The following is a 14,472-nucleotide window of genomic DNA, read 5'->3' on the forward strand; positions in this document are numbered from 1 at the left end:
GGGACCTACAGCCCCGCGGCCGCGCGCAGCGCGTCCACGCGGTCCGTGCGCTCCCAGGTGAACTCGGGAAGTTCACGGCCGAAGTGGCCGTACGCCGCGGTCTGGGCGTAGATCGGGCGGAGCAGGTCCAGGTCGCGGATGATGGCGGCCGGACGGAGGTCGAAGACCTCCTCGATCGCCTTCTCGATCTTCTCGGGCTCGACCTTGTGGGTGCCGAAGGTCTCGACGAACAGACCGACCGGCTCGGCCTTGCCGATGGCGTACGCCACCTGGACCTCGCAGCGGGACGCCAGACCCGCGGCCACGACGTTCTTGGCGACCCAGCGCATCGCGTACGCGGCCGAGCGGTCCACCTTGGACGGGTCCTTGCCGGAGAAGGCGCCGCCGCCGTGGCGGGCCATGCCGCCGTAGGTGTCGATGATGATCTTGCGGCCGGTGAGGCCGGCGTCACCCATCGGGCCACCGATCTCGAAGCGGCCGGTGGGGTTGACCAGCAGGCGGTAGCCCTCGGTGTCGAGCTTGATGCCGTCGTCCAGGAGCGCCTTCAGCTCCGGCTCCACGACGAACTCGCGGATGTCGGGCGCGAGCAGCGACTCCAGGTCGATGTCGCTGGCGTGCTGCGAGGAGACGACGACCGTGTCCAGGCGGACGGCCTTGTCGCCGTCGTACTCGATGGTGACCTGCGTCTTCCCGTCCGGGCGCAGGTAGGGGATCGTGCCGTTCTTGCGCACGTCGGAGAGCCGCTTCGACAGTCGGTGCGCCAGGAAGATCGGCAGCGGCATCAGGGTCGGCGTCTCGTCCGAGGCGTAGCCGAACATCAGGCCCTGGTCACCGGCGCCCTGCCGGTCCAGCTCGTCGTCGTCGCCCTCGACCCGGCTCTCGTACGCCGTGTCCACACCCTGCGCGATGTCCGGGGACTGCGCGCCGATCGACACCGAGACACCGCAGGAGGCGCCGTCGAACCCCTTCTTCGAGGAGTCGTAGCCGATGTCCAGGATCTTCTCCCGGACCAGCTGCGGAATCGGCGCGTAGGCCTTGGTCGTGACCTCTCCGGCCACGTGCACCAGACCGGTGGTGATCAGAGTCTCGACGGCGACCCGGGACGACGGGTCCTCCCGCAGGAGCGCGTCGAGAATGGTGTCGCTGATCTGGTCAGCGATCTTGTCGGGGTGACCCTCGGTCACAGACTCCGAGGTGAACAGGCGACGGGACACAACGCTCCCTGGGGTTGCAGCGGCTGCTGGCTGATCATTGGTGGACGGGACGGGAGCTGCGCCCGCCGGCGTCCGAGAACAGTTTATCGGTCGCTCTCCGCCACGGGGGCACCGTCTCGCCTCTCGGGAGCGCTGTGACCTGCGGCACGGGCATTCTGCCCAATGCGCGGCGAGGTTGGCCAGGGCCGCCACGCCCGAATGGACGCAACCAGGGGCGCGCCACCGGCCTTGCGCGATTCACCTCAGACGTTCGGCGACGAGATCCCAGACCGTGTCGGCCAGCGCTTCCTTGGGGCCGTACGGCACGGGCGTCTCGCTGCCGTCGGCGCCCAGCACCACCGCCTCGTTCTGCTCCGAGCCGAAGGTCTTGCGCTCGCCCACCTCGTTGACCACTAGCAGGTCGCAGCCCTTGCGCTCCAGCTTCCTGCGCCCGTTGGCGAGGACGTCGTCGGTCTCGGCGGCGAAGCCGACGACCACCTGTCCCGGGCGGGCGCGGTCGGCCGAGATCTCCGCGAGGATGTCCGGATTGCGTACGAGCGCCACGGGCTCCGGGTCCTGGCCGTCCTGCTTCTTGATCTTCCCGGACGCGTACGTCGCGGGACGGAAGTCGGCGACGGCGGCGGCCATGACGACGGCGTCGGCGTCCGCCGCCGCCTTCAGCACCGCCTCGCGCAGTTGCACGGCAGTGCCGACCTGCACGACGTCGACGCCCGCCGGGTCGGGCAGCCCGGTCGTGTTCGCGGCGACCAGCGTGACGCGGGCGCCCCGGGCGGCGGCCGTGCGGGCCAGGGCGTAGCCCTGCTTGCCGGAGGAGCGGTTACCGAGGAAGCGGACCGGGTCGAGCGGCTCGCGGGTGCCTCCGGCGCTGACGACGACATGGCGGCCCCCCAGGTCCGGCTCGGCGGCACCGCGAGCCAGCACCCGGCGGCAGACCTCGAAGATCTCGCCCGGGTCGGGCAGCCGGCCCTTGCCGGTGTCGACGCCGGTGAGGCGGCCGACGGCGGGCTCGACGACGACCGCGCCCCGGCGGCGCAGGGTCGCCACGTTCTCCTGGGTGGCCGGGTGCTCCCACATCTCGGTGTGCATCGCGGGGGCGAACACGACCGGGCAGCGCGCGGTCAGAAGGGTGTTCGTCAGCAGGTCGTCGGCGAGGCCGTGGGCGGCCTTGGCGAGCATGTCGGCGGTGGCCGGGGCGACGACCACCAGGTCGGCGTGCTGGCCGATGCGGACGTGCGGCACCTCGTGGACGTCGTTCCAGACCTCGGTGGAGACCGGGTGGCCGGAGAGCGCGGACCAGGTCGCGGCGCCCACGAAGTGCAGCGCGGAGGCGGTGGGCACGACCCGTACGTCATGACCCGACTCCGTCAGCCGCCGCAGCAGCTCACAGGCCTTGTACGCGGCGATGCCGCCGCTCACCCCCAGCACGACCTTGGGCTTGTCCACCGTGTCTCCCCGGACTCGACATGTACAGCGTGCGCCGGTATGCGCCGCGTACGCGTCTATGACACACCACAGGCCCGGCGGACGCGCCGCCGGGCCTGTGGATGAGTCTGCTGCAAGCAGGAGGTACTACTGCGCCGGGCCTTCGACGGCCTCGGACGTCAGCAGTCCCGCGTTGATCTCGCGCAGCGCGATCGAGAGCGGCTTCTCGTGGACATGGGTGTCGACGAGCGGACCGACGTACTCGAGGAGGCCCTCGCCGAGCTGCGAGTAGTACGCGTTGATCTGGCGGGCCCGCTTGGCCGCGTAGATCACGAGGCTGTACTTCGAGTCGGTGGCCTCGAGGAGCTCGTCGATCGGCGGGTTGATGATGCCCTCGGGCGCGGAGATGGAAGAGGACACGCTCTACCTTCCGATGGATGGGAAAGAATCAGGATGCATGATCAATCACGATCACACAACGTCCATCAAGGCTAGCAGCTCACGCGCCACGTCCTCGACGGAGGTGTTGACCAGGGTCTCGTCGAACTCCGGCTCGGCCGCCAGCTCGACCTTCGCGGCCGCCAGGCGGCGCTCGATCACCTCGGGCGGCTCGGTGCCCCGGCCGGTGAGCCTGCGCACCAGCTCCTCCCAGGAGGGCGGAGCGAGGAACACCAGCTGGGCCTCGGGCATGGACTCCCGCACCTGCCGGGCACCCTGGAGGTCGATCTCCAGCAGGACGGGCTCACCCTTCTCCAGCCGTTCCAGCACGGCCGCGCGCGGCGTGCCGTAGCGGTTGCCGGCGAACTCGGCCCACTCCAGCAGCTCGCCGTTGGCGATCAGCTTGTCCATCTCCTCGTCGGTGACGAAGAAGTAGTGGACACCGTGCTGCTCGCCGGGGCGTGGCCTGCGGGTCGTCGCCGACACCGAGAGCCAGACCTCGGGGTGTTCCTTGCGCATATGAGCGACGACCGTGCTCTTGCCGACCCCGGAGGGTCCGGAGAGCACGGTCAGCCGCGGACGTTCACTCATGCAGCGATTATTCCAGCTGTCCCGGAGTGCCCGGGACCATGCCCGGAGTCCTCCGATGGGTCAGGAACCGGTGCTGCCGAACTCACGCTCGAGGGAGGCGATCTGGTTGGAACCGAGACCACGCACGCGGCGGCTCTCGGAGATACCGAGTCGCTCCATGATCTGCTTGGCGCGGACCTTGCCCACGCCCGGCAGGGACTCGAGGAGAGCGGAGACCTTCATCTTGCCGATGACGTCGTTCTCCTGGCCCTGCTTGATGACCTCGTGAAGGGAGGCGCCGGAGTGCTTGAGTCGATTCTTGACCTCGGCCCGCTCCCGGCGAGCCGCGGCGGCCTTTTCGAGCGCGGCTGCGCGCTGTTCGGGGGTAAGGGGCGGAAGAGCCACGCCTACGTCACCTCGGATGTCGAACTGTCGGATACGGACCGGTGAGGAACCTAGTCGCCCCACACCTGGGGAGCTACGAGCAACACGCTGCCCGTTCTCCCCCACTGACTTGCGGGGCGCGGGAGGTGCCCCCACTCGTCGGAGACTAGCGGTCAAGTCCGCCAGAGTCAGCGAGAACAGCGGAAAAGTCCTGGTCAGCCTCTGTCAGGACAGGATATTTCAGACATACTGCCCTGGATTTGAGGATGTATCCAGCCTCAAGCCGTCCTCGAACCCCTGGTCGGGGCATTCAGGCCGCCGCCACCGCGGCCCGGATCTCCTCCGCGAAACGGTCCGCGGCGGTACGCAGAGCGACCACGTCGGGACCGTGCCGCAGCACGCCCCGGCTGACGTTCGGCACGACATTGCGCACGGCGGCCCCGAAAACCCGGGGCAGGTCGGCCGGAGTGGCCCCCTGGGCGCCGATGCCGGGGGCGAGCAGGGGACCGTTGACGGCGAGGTCGTACGACGAGAGGTCACCGAGGGTGGCGCCGACGACCGCGCCGAAGGAGCCCATCGGCTCCTCCCCCGCGTTCTCGGCGGCCAGGTGGGCCAGCACGGTCGCGCCGACGGTACGGCCGTCGGCGCGCACCGCGTGCTGGACCTCCGCGCCCTCGGGGTTGGAGGTCAGGGCCAGCACGAACAGGCCCGCGCCGTTCGCCCGCGCCAGCTCCACGGCCGGCTTCAGCGACCCGTAGCCGAGGTACGGCGAGACGGTCAGCGCGTCGGAGAACAGCGGGGCGCCCTTGCGCAGGAAGGACTCGGCGTACGCGGCCATGGTGGAGCCGATGTCGCCGCGCTTGGCGTCCATGACGACCAGCGCGCCGGCCGCCCGCGCCTCCTCGACGGCCTTCTCCAGCACGGCCACGCCGCGCGAGCCGAAGCGCTCGAAGAAGGCGCTCTGCGGCTTGAGGACGGCGACCCGGTCGGCCATCGCCTCGACGACCGTGCGGCTGAACCGCTCCAGGCCGGCGACGTCGTCGTTCAGGCCCCAGTCGGCGAGCAGGGAGGCGTGCGGGTCGATGCCGACGCAGAGCGGGCCGCGTTCGTCCATGGCGCGGCGCAGGCGCGCGCCGAAGGGTTCCAGGCTCATGCGGAATTCCTCACATCGGCGCCGACGGCGTCGGCGAGCGTGGCGTACTGGCTCGTGCGCAGACGGGCGGCGAGACCCTTGTGGATCGCGCGGGCCCAGAAGGGGCCCTCGTAGATGAAGGCGCTGTAGCCCTGCACCAGGGTGGCGCCGGCCAGGATGCGCTGCCAGGCGTCCTCGGCGTTCTCGACGCCGCCCACGCCGATCAGTGTGATGCGGTCGCCCACGCGCGCGTACAAGCGGCGCAGCACCTCCAGGGAGCGGGCCTTCAGCGGGGCGCCGGAGAGGCCGCCGACCTCCTTGACCAGCGAGGGTGCGGCCTTCAGGCCCAGCCCCCCGCGCGCGATGGTGGTGTTCGTGGCGATGATGCCGTCCAGGGCCAGCTCGACGGCGAGGTCGGCGACGGCGTCGACGTCCTCGTCGGCCAGGTCGGGCGCGATCTTCACCAGGAGCGGGACGCGCCGGGAGGTGACCATGCGGTCGGCGGCCTCGCGGACGGCGGTCAACAGGGGCCGCAGGTGGTCGACGGCCTGGAGGTCGCGCAGCCCCGGCGTGTTGGGTGAGGAGACGTTCACGACCAGGTAGTCGGCGTACGGCGCCAGCCGCTCCGCGGACTTCACGTAGTCCAGGACGGCCTCGGCCTCGGGGACCACCTTGGTCTTGCCGATGTTGACGCCGACGACGGTCCGGAAGACCGGCTCACGCGCGGCCAGGCGGGCGGCGACGGCCAGCGAGCCGTCGTTGTTGAAGCCCATGCGGTTGATCAGCGCACGATCCGGGACCAGCCGGAACAACCGCTTCCTGGGGTTGCCGGGCTGCGCCTCACCCGTCACCGTGCCGATCTCGACGTGGTCGAAGCCGAGCATCGACATGCCGTCGATGGCCACGGCGTTCTTGTCGAACCCGGCGGCGAGCCCGAAGGGGCCGTGCATGCGCAGGCCGAGGGCCTCCGTGCGCAGCTCCTTGTACCGGGGTGCCAGCACGGCCGCGACGAAGGTGCGCAGCACGGGGACGCGGGCGGCGAGGCGGATCCAGCGGAAGGCGAGGTGGTGCGCCCGCTCGGCGTCCATGCGCTTGAAGACGAGACTGAAGAAGATCTTGTACATGTGTCCTCACGAAGACGGGTGTCCTCACGAAGAGGGGGACACCGTTTCCGGTGTCCCCCTCAGGGCGGTCAGTCGCGGGCCGCGGTCAGCACTTCCGCGTGTTCCTGGAGCGATCGGACGCCCACGCCCCCGTGGTTGAGCGCGTCGATGCCCTGGACGGCGGCGGCGAGCGCCTGGACGGTCGTCAGGCACGGCACGGACCGCGCCACGGCCGCCGTACGGATGTCGTAGCCGTCGAGGCGGCCGCCGGTGCCGTACGGGGTGTTGACGATGAGGTCGACCTCGCCGTCGTGGATGAGCTGGACGATGGTCTTCTCGCCGTTCGGGCCGGTGCCCTCGGACTGCTTGCGCACGACGGTGGCGTGGATGCCGTTGCGCTTGAGCACCTCGGCCGTGCCGGACGTGGCGAGCAACTCGAAGCCGTGCGCGACCAGTTCACGCGCCGGGAAGATCATCGAGCGCTTGTCGCGGTTGGCGACCGAGATGAACGCGCGGCCCTTGGTGGGCAGCGGGCCGTAGGCGGCGGCCTGCGACTTCGCGTACGCCGTGCCGAAGACGGAGTCGATGCCCATGACCTCGCCGGTGGAGCGCATCTCCGGGCCGAGGACGGTGTCCACGCCGCGGCCGGAGGTGTCCCGGAAGCGGGTCCAGGGCAGCACGGCCTCCTTGACCGAGATCGGCGCGTCCAGCGGCAGCTCGCCGCCGTCGCCCTGTGCGGGCAGCAGGCCCTCGCCGCGCAGCTCCGCGATGGTCGCGCCCAGCGAGATCCGGGCGGCGGCCTTGGCCAGCGGCACCGCGGTCGCCTTCGAGGTGAAGGGGACCGTGCGGGACGCGCGGGGGTTGGCCTCCAGGACATACAGGATGTCGCCGGCCATGGCGAACTGGATGTTGATCAGGCCGCGGACGCCGACGCCCTTGGCGATCGCCTCGGTCGAGGCGCGCAGGCGCTTGATGTCGAAGCCGCCGAGCGTGATCGGGGGCAGGGCGCACGCCGAGTCGCCGGAGTGGATGCCGGCCTCCTCGATGTGCTCCATGACGCCGCCGAGATACAGCTCCTCACCGTCGTACAGCGCGTCGACGTCGATCTCGATCGCGTCGTCGAGGAACCGGTCGACCAGCACCGGCCGGGAAGGGCTGATCTCGGTGGACTCGGCGATGTACGTCGCCAGCCGGGCCTCGTCGTAGACGATCTCCATGCCGCGGCCGCCCAGGACGTACGACGGGCGGACGAGGACCGGGTAGCCGATCTCGTCGGCGATGGCCTTGGCCTCGGTGAAGGTGGTGGCCGTGCCGTGCTTGGGGGCAGGCAGGCCGGCCTCCTTGAGCACTTGGCCGAAGGCGCCGCGGTCCTCGGCGGCGTGGATGGCCTCGGGGGGTGTGCCGACGATCGGCACGCCGTTGTCCTTCAGCGCCTGCGCCAGGCCCAGCGGGGTCTGGCCGCCGAGCTGCACGACCACGCCCGCGATCGGGCCGGCCTGCCGCTCGGCGTGCACGATCTCCAGCACGTCCTCCAGCGTGAGCGGCTCGAAGTACAGCCGGTCGGAGGTGTCGTAGTCCGTGGAGACGGTCTCCGGGTTGCAGTTGACCATCACGGTCTCGAAGCCTGCGTCGCTCAGCGCGAACGAGGCGTGCACGCAGGAGTAGTCGAACTCGATGCCCTGGCCGATGCGGTTGGGGCCGGAGCCCAGGATGATCACGGCGGGCTTCGCGCGCGGCGCGACCTCGGTCTCCTCGTCGTAGGAGGAGTAGAAGTACGGCGTCCGCGCGGCGAACTCGGCGGCGCAGGTGTCGACCGTCTTGTAGACGGGGCGGACGCCGAGCGCGTGCCGGACCTCGCGGACGACGTCCTCGCGCAGGCCGCGGATCTCGCCGATCTGCTGATCGGAGAAGCCGTGCCGCTTGGCCTCCGCGAGCAGGTCCGAGGTCAGCTCCGGCGCGCTCGCCAGCTCGTCGGCGATCTCCTTGATGAGGAAGAGCTGGTCGACGAACCATGGGTCGATCTTCGTGTACTCGAAGACCTCCTCGGGCGTCGCGCCCGCGCGGATGGCGCCCATGACGGCGTTGATCCGGCCGTCGGTCGGGCGCACCGCCTCGCGCAGCAGCTCGGCCTTGTCGCCGGGCTCGCCCACGAAGGTGAACTGGCTGCCCTTCTTCTCCAGCGAGCGCAGTGCCTTCTGGAAGGCCTCGGTGAAGTTGCGGCCGATGGCCATGGCCTCGCCGACCGACTTCATCGTGGTGGTCAGGGTCGAGTCGGCCTGCGGGAACTTCTCGAAGGCGAAGCGGGGCGCCTTGACGACGACGTAGTCCAGGGTCGGCTCGAAGGAGGCCGGGGTCTCCTGGGTGATGTCGTTGGGGATCTCGTCGAGGGTGTAGCCGACGGCGAGCTTGGCCGCGATCTTCGCGATCGGGAAGCCGGTCGCCTTGGAGGCCAGCGCGGACGAACGCGACACACGCGGGTTCATCTCGATGACGATTACCCGGCCGTCCACCGGGTTGACGGCGAACTGGATGTTGCAGCCGCCGGTGTCGACGCCGACCTCGCGGATGACGGCGATGCCGATGTCGCGCAGGGTCTGGTACTCGCGGTCGGTGAGCGTCATGGCGGGCGCGACCGTGATCGAGTCGCCGGTGTGCACGCCCATCGGGTCGAAGTTCTCGATGGAGCAGACGACCACGACGTTGTCGTTCTTGTCGCGCATCAGCTCCAGCTCGTACTCCTTCCAGCCGAGGATGGACTCCTCCAGGAGCACCTCGGTGGTCGGGGAGAGCGTCAGGCCCTGGCCGGCGATGCGGCGCAGCTCCTCCTCGTCATGGGCGAAGCCGGAGCCGGCGCCGCCCATGGTGAAGGACGGGCGGACCACGACCGGGTAGCCGCCTAGTTCCTCCACGCCGGCGAGCACGTCGTCCATGGAGTGGCAGATCACCGAGCGGGCGGACTCGCCGTGCCCGGTCTTGCGCCGGACCTCGGCCACGACGTCCTTGAACTGGTCGCGGTCCTCGCCCTTGTGGATCGCCGCCACGTTGGCGCCGATCAGCTCGACGCCGTACTTCTCCAGCACGCCGTTCTCGTGCAGCGAGATCGCCGTGTTGAGCGCCGTCTGGCCGCCCAAGGTGGGCAGCAGCGCGTCCGGCTGCTCCTTCGCGATGATCTTCTCGACGAACTCCGGCGTGATCGGCTCGACGTAGGTGGCGTCGGCGATCTCCGGGTCGGTCATGATCGTCGCCGGGTTGGAGTTCACGAGGACGACGCGCAGGCCTTCGGCCCTCAGGACGCGGCACGCCTGGGTGCCGGAGTAGTCGAACTCGGCGGCCTGGCCGATGACGATCGGGCCGGAGCCGATGACCAGGACGGACTGGATATCGGTGCGCTTAGGCACGCTGGCCCTCCATGAGCTTCACGAAGCGGTCGAACAGGTAGGCGGCGTCGTGCGGGCCCGCTGCCGCTTCGGGGTGGTACTGGACGCTGAAAGCCGGCTTGTCGAGGAGCTGGAGACCCTCCACCACGTTGTCGTTGAGACAGACGTGGGAGACCTCGGCGCGGCCGAAGGCGGTGTCGGACACCTGGTCGAGCGGGGCGTCGACGGCGAACCCGTGGTTGTGCGCGGTGACCTCGACCTTCCCGGTCGTACGGTCCTGCACCGGCTGGTTGATGCCGCGGTGGCCGTACTTCAGCTTGTAGGTGCCGAAGCCGAGGGCGCGGCCCAGGATCTGGTTGCCGAAGCAGATGCCGAACAGCGGTGTGCCGCGCTCCAGGACACCCCGCATCACGGAGACCGGGTGGTCGGCGGTGGCCGGGTCGCCCGGGCCGTTGGAGAAGAACACGCCGTCGGGGTTCACGGCGTAGACGTCCTCGACGCTCGCCGTGGCGGGCAGCACGTGCACCTCGATGCCGCGCTCGGCCATCCGGTGCGGGGTCATGCCCTTGATGCCGAGGTCGACGGCGGCGACGGTGAACTTCTTCTCGCCGATCGCGGGGACGACGTACGGCTCGGTGGTGGCGACCTCGGCGGCGAGGTCGGCGCCCTTCATCTCCGGGGCCTGACGCACCTCGGCGAGCATGGTGCCCTCGTCCGGCAACGCGTTGCCGGAGAAGATGCCGACGCGCATGGCGCCGCGCTCCCGCAGGTGCCGGGTCAGCGCGCGGGTGTCGATGCCGGAGATGCCGACCACGCCCTGCCGGCGCAGCTCCTCGTCCAGCGAGCGGCGGGACCGCCAGTTGGAGGGCACACGCGCGGGGTCGCGGACGACGTAGCCCGCGACCCAGATGCGCCGGGACTCGGCGTCCTCGTCGTTGACGCCGGTGTTGCCGACGTGCGGGGAGGTCATCACGACGACCTGGCGGTGGTACGACGGGTCGGTGAGGGTCTCCTGGTAGCCGGTCATGCCGGTGGAGAACACGGCCTCGCCGAAGGTCTCCCCCACGGCCCCGTAGGCGCGGCCGCGGAAGACCCGGCCGTCCTCCAGGACGAGTACGGCGGGGACCTTCGTGGTTCCCCCTGTGGAGGTCGTCATCGTTCGGCGCCTTCCGTGGTGCTGGTCTTGATCATGGAATTGATTGCGTCGACCCACTCGTTGTGCTCGGCCGCGCGGTCGGAGCGGAACCCTGAGTCGATCAGCCGCTCGCCGTGCGCCCAGGTCACGACGAGCAGTCCGCCCTCGGTGAGGACCTTGCCGGCGATGCCCTTGTCCAGCCGGGCCTCGCGCAGGGCCGCCGTGGGGACGAAGAAGTCGCTCGCCCCGGGGCGTACGACGTCCAGGCCCGCGTCCGTCAGCGTGAGCTCGACCCGGCTGCGGGTGCCCAGGCCGTGCGCCACGATGCGGTCCAGCCACTGACCGGCGGTGGTGGAGCCGTGGTAGCGGCCCGTCAACGTCAGTTTCGCCGTGCCGGGCTGTTCCGGCGCGCCGGGCAGCTCGGGCAGGTCGCCCTGGAGTGTGCCGCGCCACTTCCAGCCCTCGCGCATCAGCCAGTAGACGAGCGCGACGAACAGGCCGAGGCCGACGACCCAGCCGATGCGGGCGGCCCAGTCGGTCACTTCCGCCGATTCCTTACCGGCGGCGAGCAGGATTACAGGTGTCACGTGAGCTTCCCGTCGACGAGCGTGGCCTTGCCCCGGAGCCACGTGTGCGTGACACGGCCCGGCAGCTCGCGGCCCTCGTACGGGGTGTTGCGGCTGCGCGAGGCGAAGCCCGCGGGGTCCACGGACCCACGGTATGCCGTGTCCACGAGGGTGAGGTTCGCGGGCTCACCTGCCGAGACGGGCCGTCCGTGCCCCGCGGCCCGCCCGATCCGGGCCGGCGCGAAGGACATCCGGTCCGCCACGTCCGCCCAGCCGAGCAACCCGGTGTCGACCATCGTCTCCTGGACCACCGACAACGCGGTCTCCAGGCCCACCATCCCCATCGCGGCGGCGGCCCACTCGCAGTCCTTGTCCTCGTGCGGGTGCGGCGCGTGGTCGGTTGCGACGATGTCGATCGTGCCGTCGGCCAGCGCCTCGCGCAGCGTGAGCACGTCCCGCTCGGTGCGCAGCGGCGGGTTCACCTTGAAGACCGGGTTGTACGTGCGCACCAGCTCGTCGGTGAGGAGGAGGTGGTGCGGGGTGACCTCGGCGGTGACCCGGATGCCGCGGGACTTGGCCCAGCGCACGATCTCCACGGACCCGGCGGTCGACAGGTGGCAGATGTGCACGCGGGAGCCGACGTGCTCGGCGAGCAGGACGTCCCGGGCGATGATCGATTCCTCGGCCACCGCGGGCCAGCCGCCGAGGCCCAGCTCGGCGGAGACGACGCCCTCGTTCATCTGGGCGCCCTCGGTCAGCCGCGGCTCCTGCGCGTGCTGGGCGACGACCCCGTCGAAGGCCTTCACGTACTCCAGCGCCCGGCGCATCATCACGGCGTCGTCGACGCACTTGCCGTCGTCGGAGAAGACGGTGACGCCGGCCGCCGACTCGTGCATGGCGCCCAGCTCGGCGAGCTTCCTGCCCTCCAGGCCGACGGTGACGGCGCCGATCGGCTGGACATCGCAGTAGCCGTGCTCCTGGCCGAGCCGGTAGACCTGCTCGACCACGCCGGCGGTGTCAGCCACGGGGAAGGTGTTGGCCATGGCGAACACGGAGGTGTAGCCGCCGGAGGCGGCCGCGCGCGTGCCGGTCAGCACGGTCTCGGAGTCCTCACGTCCGGGCTCGCGCAGATGGGTGTGCAGGTCGACCAGGCCCGGCAGGAGCACCTTGCCGCCCGCCTCGACGACCTCGGCGCCCTCGGCCACCAGGCCGGTGCCGACCTCGGCGACGACCGCGCCGTCGATCAGGACGTCCTGCGGCTCGCCGCCGAGCACCTTCGCACCACGGATCAGGATCTTGCTCATCTTTCTTACTTCTCCTCGGTACGGGTGGTGGTGGCGGGTTCGTTTCCACCGAGCAGCAGATACAGAACGGCCATCCGGATGGAGACTCCGTTTGCGACCTGCTCGATCGCGGTGCAGCGGTCCGAGTCGGCGACCTGGGCGGTGATCTCCATGCCCCGGACCATCGGGCCGGGGTGCATCACGATGGCGTGCTCGGGCATCTTCGCCATCCGGTCGCCGTCCAGACCGTAGCGCCGCGAGTACTCGCGCTCGGTCGGGAAGAACGCGGCGTTCATGCGCTCGCGCTGCACCCGCAGCATCATCACGGCGTCGGACTTGGGCAGCGTGCTGTCGAGGTCGTAGGAGACGTGACAGGGCCAGGTCTCGATGCCGACCGGCAGCAGGGTGGGTGGGGCGACGAGCGTGACCTCGGCGCCGAGGGTGTGCAGCAGGTCGACGTTGGAGCGGGCGACCCGGCTGTGCAGGACGTCGCCCACGAGGGTGACGCGCTTGCCGGCCAGGTCGTGGCCGAGCCCGGCGTCCCGGCCGACCAGGCGGCGGCGCATGGTGAAGGCGTCGAGCAGTGCCTGGGTGGGGTGTTGGTGGGTGCCGTCGCCGGCGTTGATGACGGCCGCGTCGATCCAGCCGGAGTTGGCCAGCCGATACGGGGCACCGGAGGCGCCGTGCCGGATGACGACCGCGTCGACGCCCATGGCCTCCAGGGTCTGGGCGGTGTCCTTCAGGGACTCGCCCTTGGAGACCGAGGACCCCTTGGCGGTGAAGTTGATGACGTCGGCCGACAACCGCTTCTCGGCGGCCTCGAAGGAGATCCGGGTGCGGGTCGAGTCCTCGAAGAAGAGGTTCACCACGGTGCGGCCGCGCAGGGTCGGCAGCTTCTTGATCGGCCGGTCGGCGACCCGGGACATCTCCTCGGCGGTGTCGAGGATCAGGACGGCGTCGTCGCGGGTGAGGTCGGCGGCCGAGATGAGATGGCGCTGCATCTTTCAGGCTCCGTAAGGCAGTTCATCGGGAGAATTCGGGCAGCCAGAGGCACGCCGGGGCGTGCCGAGTCGGCGCACGGCAGCAGCCGTACGCCTTCCGTTGCTACCGGGCGGTCTGCTTCACACCGAGCAGCACGGTGTCGCGACCGTCCTCCTCGGCGAGCTGGACCTTGACCGTCTCCCGCAGTGACGTGGGGAGGTTCTTGCCGACGTAGTCGGCACGGATGGGCAGTTCGCGGTGGCCTCGGTCGACGAGGACCGCGAGCTGGACCGCGCGTGGGCGCCCGATGTCGTTCAGGGCGTCGAGGGCGGCGCGGATGGTGCGGCCGGAGAAGAGGACGTCGTCGACGAGGACGACCAGCTTGCCGTCGATGCCGTCACCGGGGATGTCGGTGCGGGCCAGCGCGCGCGGTGGGTGCATGCGCAGGTCGTCGCGGTACATCGTGATGTCCAGCGAACCGCACGGGACTTTGCGCTCGGTGATCTCTTCCAGCTTCACCGCGAGGCGCTGGGCGAGGAAGACGCCCCGGGTCGGAATGCCGAGCAGCACCACGTCGTCGGCGCCCTTGGCGCGCTCGACGATCTCGTGGGCGATGCGGGTCAGTACCCGCGCGATGTCGGGGCCTTCGAGCACCGGCCGCGCATCGGTCTCTTGCGTGTCCATACGAAACGGACCTCCTTCTCCGCCTCACGGGACGGACCTTAAAGGACGTCGGGATTGCGCCATCCACCGTAGCAGGCCGTGGCGACACCCCAGATCACCCCCCACAGGGTCATCGGATCACCCGTTCGGCCCAATCGACGATCGATACCACGGAAGAGTCGGTGCGGACCATTCGGCTTGACG

Annotated in this window: 13 protein-coding genes; all 13 read right to left on the reverse strand. The window is 70.3% G+C overall.

The features are described from left to right. Nucleotides 1-5: 5 nt before the first annotated feature. The 13 genes from metK to pyrR all read right to left on the reverse strand — a co-directional run bounded on the left by metK (nt 6) and on the right by pyrR (nt 14,289). The gene (gene metK, locus AB0O67_RS13015) at nt 6-1,214 is read right to left on the reverse strand and encodes a methionine adenosyltransferase (RefSeq protein ID WP_365449207.1); all 1,209 of its coding nucleotides are present in this window, start codon (nt 1,212-1,214) and stop codon (nt 6-8) included. 237 nt (nt 1,215-1,451) lie between these two features. After that, nucleotides 1,452-2,657: a bifunctional phosphopantothenoylcysteine decarboxylase/phosphopantothenate--cysteine ligase CoaBC gene (gene coaBC, locus AB0O67_RS13020; protein WP_365449209.1), complete on the reverse strand. Its 1,206-nt coding sequence runs from the start codon at nt 2,655-2,657 to the stop codon at nt 1,452-1,454. Nucleotides 2,658-2,783: 126 nt separating this feature from the next. Continuing rightward, nucleotides 2,784-3,056: a DNA-directed RNA polymerase subunit omega gene (gene rpoZ, locus AB0O67_RS13025; protein ID WP_003988945.1), complete on the reverse strand. Its 273-nt coding sequence runs from the start codon at nt 3,054-3,056 to the stop codon at nt 2,784-2,786. 51 nt (nt 3,057-3,107) lie between these two features. After that, nucleotides 3,108-3,665 carry a guanylate kinase gene (gmk, locus tag AB0O67_RS13030; protein ID WP_365449211.1) on the reverse strand — a complete coding sequence of 186 codons (558 nt, stop codon included), beginning with the start codon at nt 3,663-3,665 and terminating at the stop codon, nt 3,108-3,110. A 60-nt stretch (nt 3,666-3,725) separates the two neighbouring features. After that, a complete protein-coding gene (locus AB0O67_RS13035) occupies nt 3,726-4,049 on the reverse strand; it encodes an integration host factor (RefSeq protein WP_003977346.1) in 324 nt (107 codons plus the stop codon). Nucleotides 4,050-4,338: 289 nt separating this feature from the next. Then, entirely contained in the window at nt 4,339-5,181 is an 843-nt protein-coding gene (gene pyrF / locus AB0O67_RS13040) for an orotidine-5'-phosphate decarboxylase (RefSeq protein ID WP_365449213.1), read from the reverse strand. Next, on the reverse strand, nt 5,178-6,284 hold the full coding sequence (locus AB0O67_RS13045) for a quinone-dependent dihydroorotate dehydrogenase (RefSeq protein WP_365449215.1): 1,107 nt from the start codon (nt 6,282-6,284) through the stop codon (nt 5,178-5,180). The genes pyrF and AB0O67_RS13045 overlap by 4 nt, the downstream gene beginning before the upstream one ends. A 68-nt stretch (nt 6,285-6,352) precedes the next feature. Further along, nucleotides 6,353-9,661, reverse strand: a complete 3,309-nt coding sequence (gene carB / locus AB0O67_RS13050; RefSeq protein WP_365449217.1) for a carbamoyl-phosphate synthase large subunit — start codon at nt 9,659-9,661, stop codon at nt 6,353-6,355. Then, complete coding sequence (gene carA, locus AB0O67_RS13055; RefSeq protein ID WP_365449219.1) at nt 9,654-10,796, reverse strand: glutamine-hydrolyzing carbamoyl-phosphate synthase small subunit; 1,143 nt, start codon at nt 10,794-10,796, stop codon at nt 9,654-9,656. The genes carB and carA overlap by 8 nt, the downstream gene beginning before the upstream one ends. Further along, nucleotides 10,793-11,362, reverse strand: a complete 570-nt coding sequence (locus tag AB0O67_RS13060; protein ID WP_365449221.1) for a hypothetical protein — start codon at nt 11,360-11,362, stop codon at nt 10,793-10,795. Before AB0O67_RS13060 ends, carA begins: the two co-directional genes overlap by 4 nt. Further along, nucleotides 11,359-12,645, reverse strand: a complete 1,287-nt coding sequence (locus AB0O67_RS13065; protein ID WP_365449223.1) for a dihydroorotase — start codon at nt 12,643-12,645, stop codon at nt 11,359-11,361. Before AB0O67_RS13065 ends, AB0O67_RS13060 begins: the two co-directional genes overlap by 4 nt. A gap of 5 nt (nt 12,646-12,650) precedes the next feature. Continuing rightward, nucleotides 12,651-13,625 (reverse strand): aspartate carbamoyltransferase catalytic subunit, encoded by a 975-nt coding sequence (locus AB0O67_RS13070; RefSeq protein WP_365449225.1) that lies wholly within the window; start codon nt 13,623-13,625, stop codon nt 12,651-12,653. A 103-nt stretch (nt 13,626-13,728) separates the two neighbouring features. Continuing rightward, nucleotides 13,729-14,289, reverse strand: a complete 561-nt coding sequence (pyrR, locus tag AB0O67_RS13075; RefSeq protein ID WP_365449227.1) for a bifunctional pyr operon transcriptional regulator/uracil phosphoribosyltransferase PyrR — start codon at nt 14,287-14,289, stop codon at nt 13,729-13,731. Between the last annotated feature and the right edge of the window lie 183 nt (nt 14,290-14,472).

It is taken from the genome of Streptomyces sp. NPDC086077, assembly GCF_040686175.1.
Lineage (GTDB): Bacteria > Actinomycetota > Actinomycetes > Streptomycetales > Streptomycetaceae > Streptomyces.

What these genes read in the sequence shown, in the direction of transcription:
- gmk (WP_365449211.1), bottom strand. Translation starts at nt 3,665, where the DNA reads ATGAGTGAACGTCCGCGGCTGACCGTGCTCTCCGGACCCTCCGGGGTC.
- pyrF (WP_365449213.1), bottom strand. Translation starts at nt 5,181, where the DNA reads ATGAGCCTGGAACCCTTCGGCGCGCGCCTGCGCCGCGCCATGGACGAA.
- AB0O67_RS13045 (WP_365449215.1), bottom strand. Translation starts at nt 6,284, where the DNA reads ATGTACAAGATCTTCTTCAGTCTCGTCTTCAAGCGCATGGACGCCGAG.
- carA (WP_365449219.1), bottom strand. Translation starts at nt 10,796, where the DNA reads ATGACGACCTCCACAGGGGGAACCACGAAGGTCCCCGCCGTACTCGTC.
- AB0O67_RS13065 (WP_365449223.1), bottom strand. Translation starts at nt 12,645, where the DNA reads ATGAGCAAGATCCTGATCCGTGGTGCGAAGGTGCTCGGCGGCGAGCCG.
- AB0O67_RS13070 (WP_365449225.1), bottom strand. Translation starts at nt 13,625, where the DNA reads ATGCAGCGCCATCTCATCTCGGCCGCCGACCTCACCCGCGACGACGCC.
- pyrR (WP_365449227.1), bottom strand. Translation starts at nt 14,289, where the DNA reads ATGGACACGCAAGAGACCGATGCGCGGCCGGTGCTCGAAGGCCCCGAC.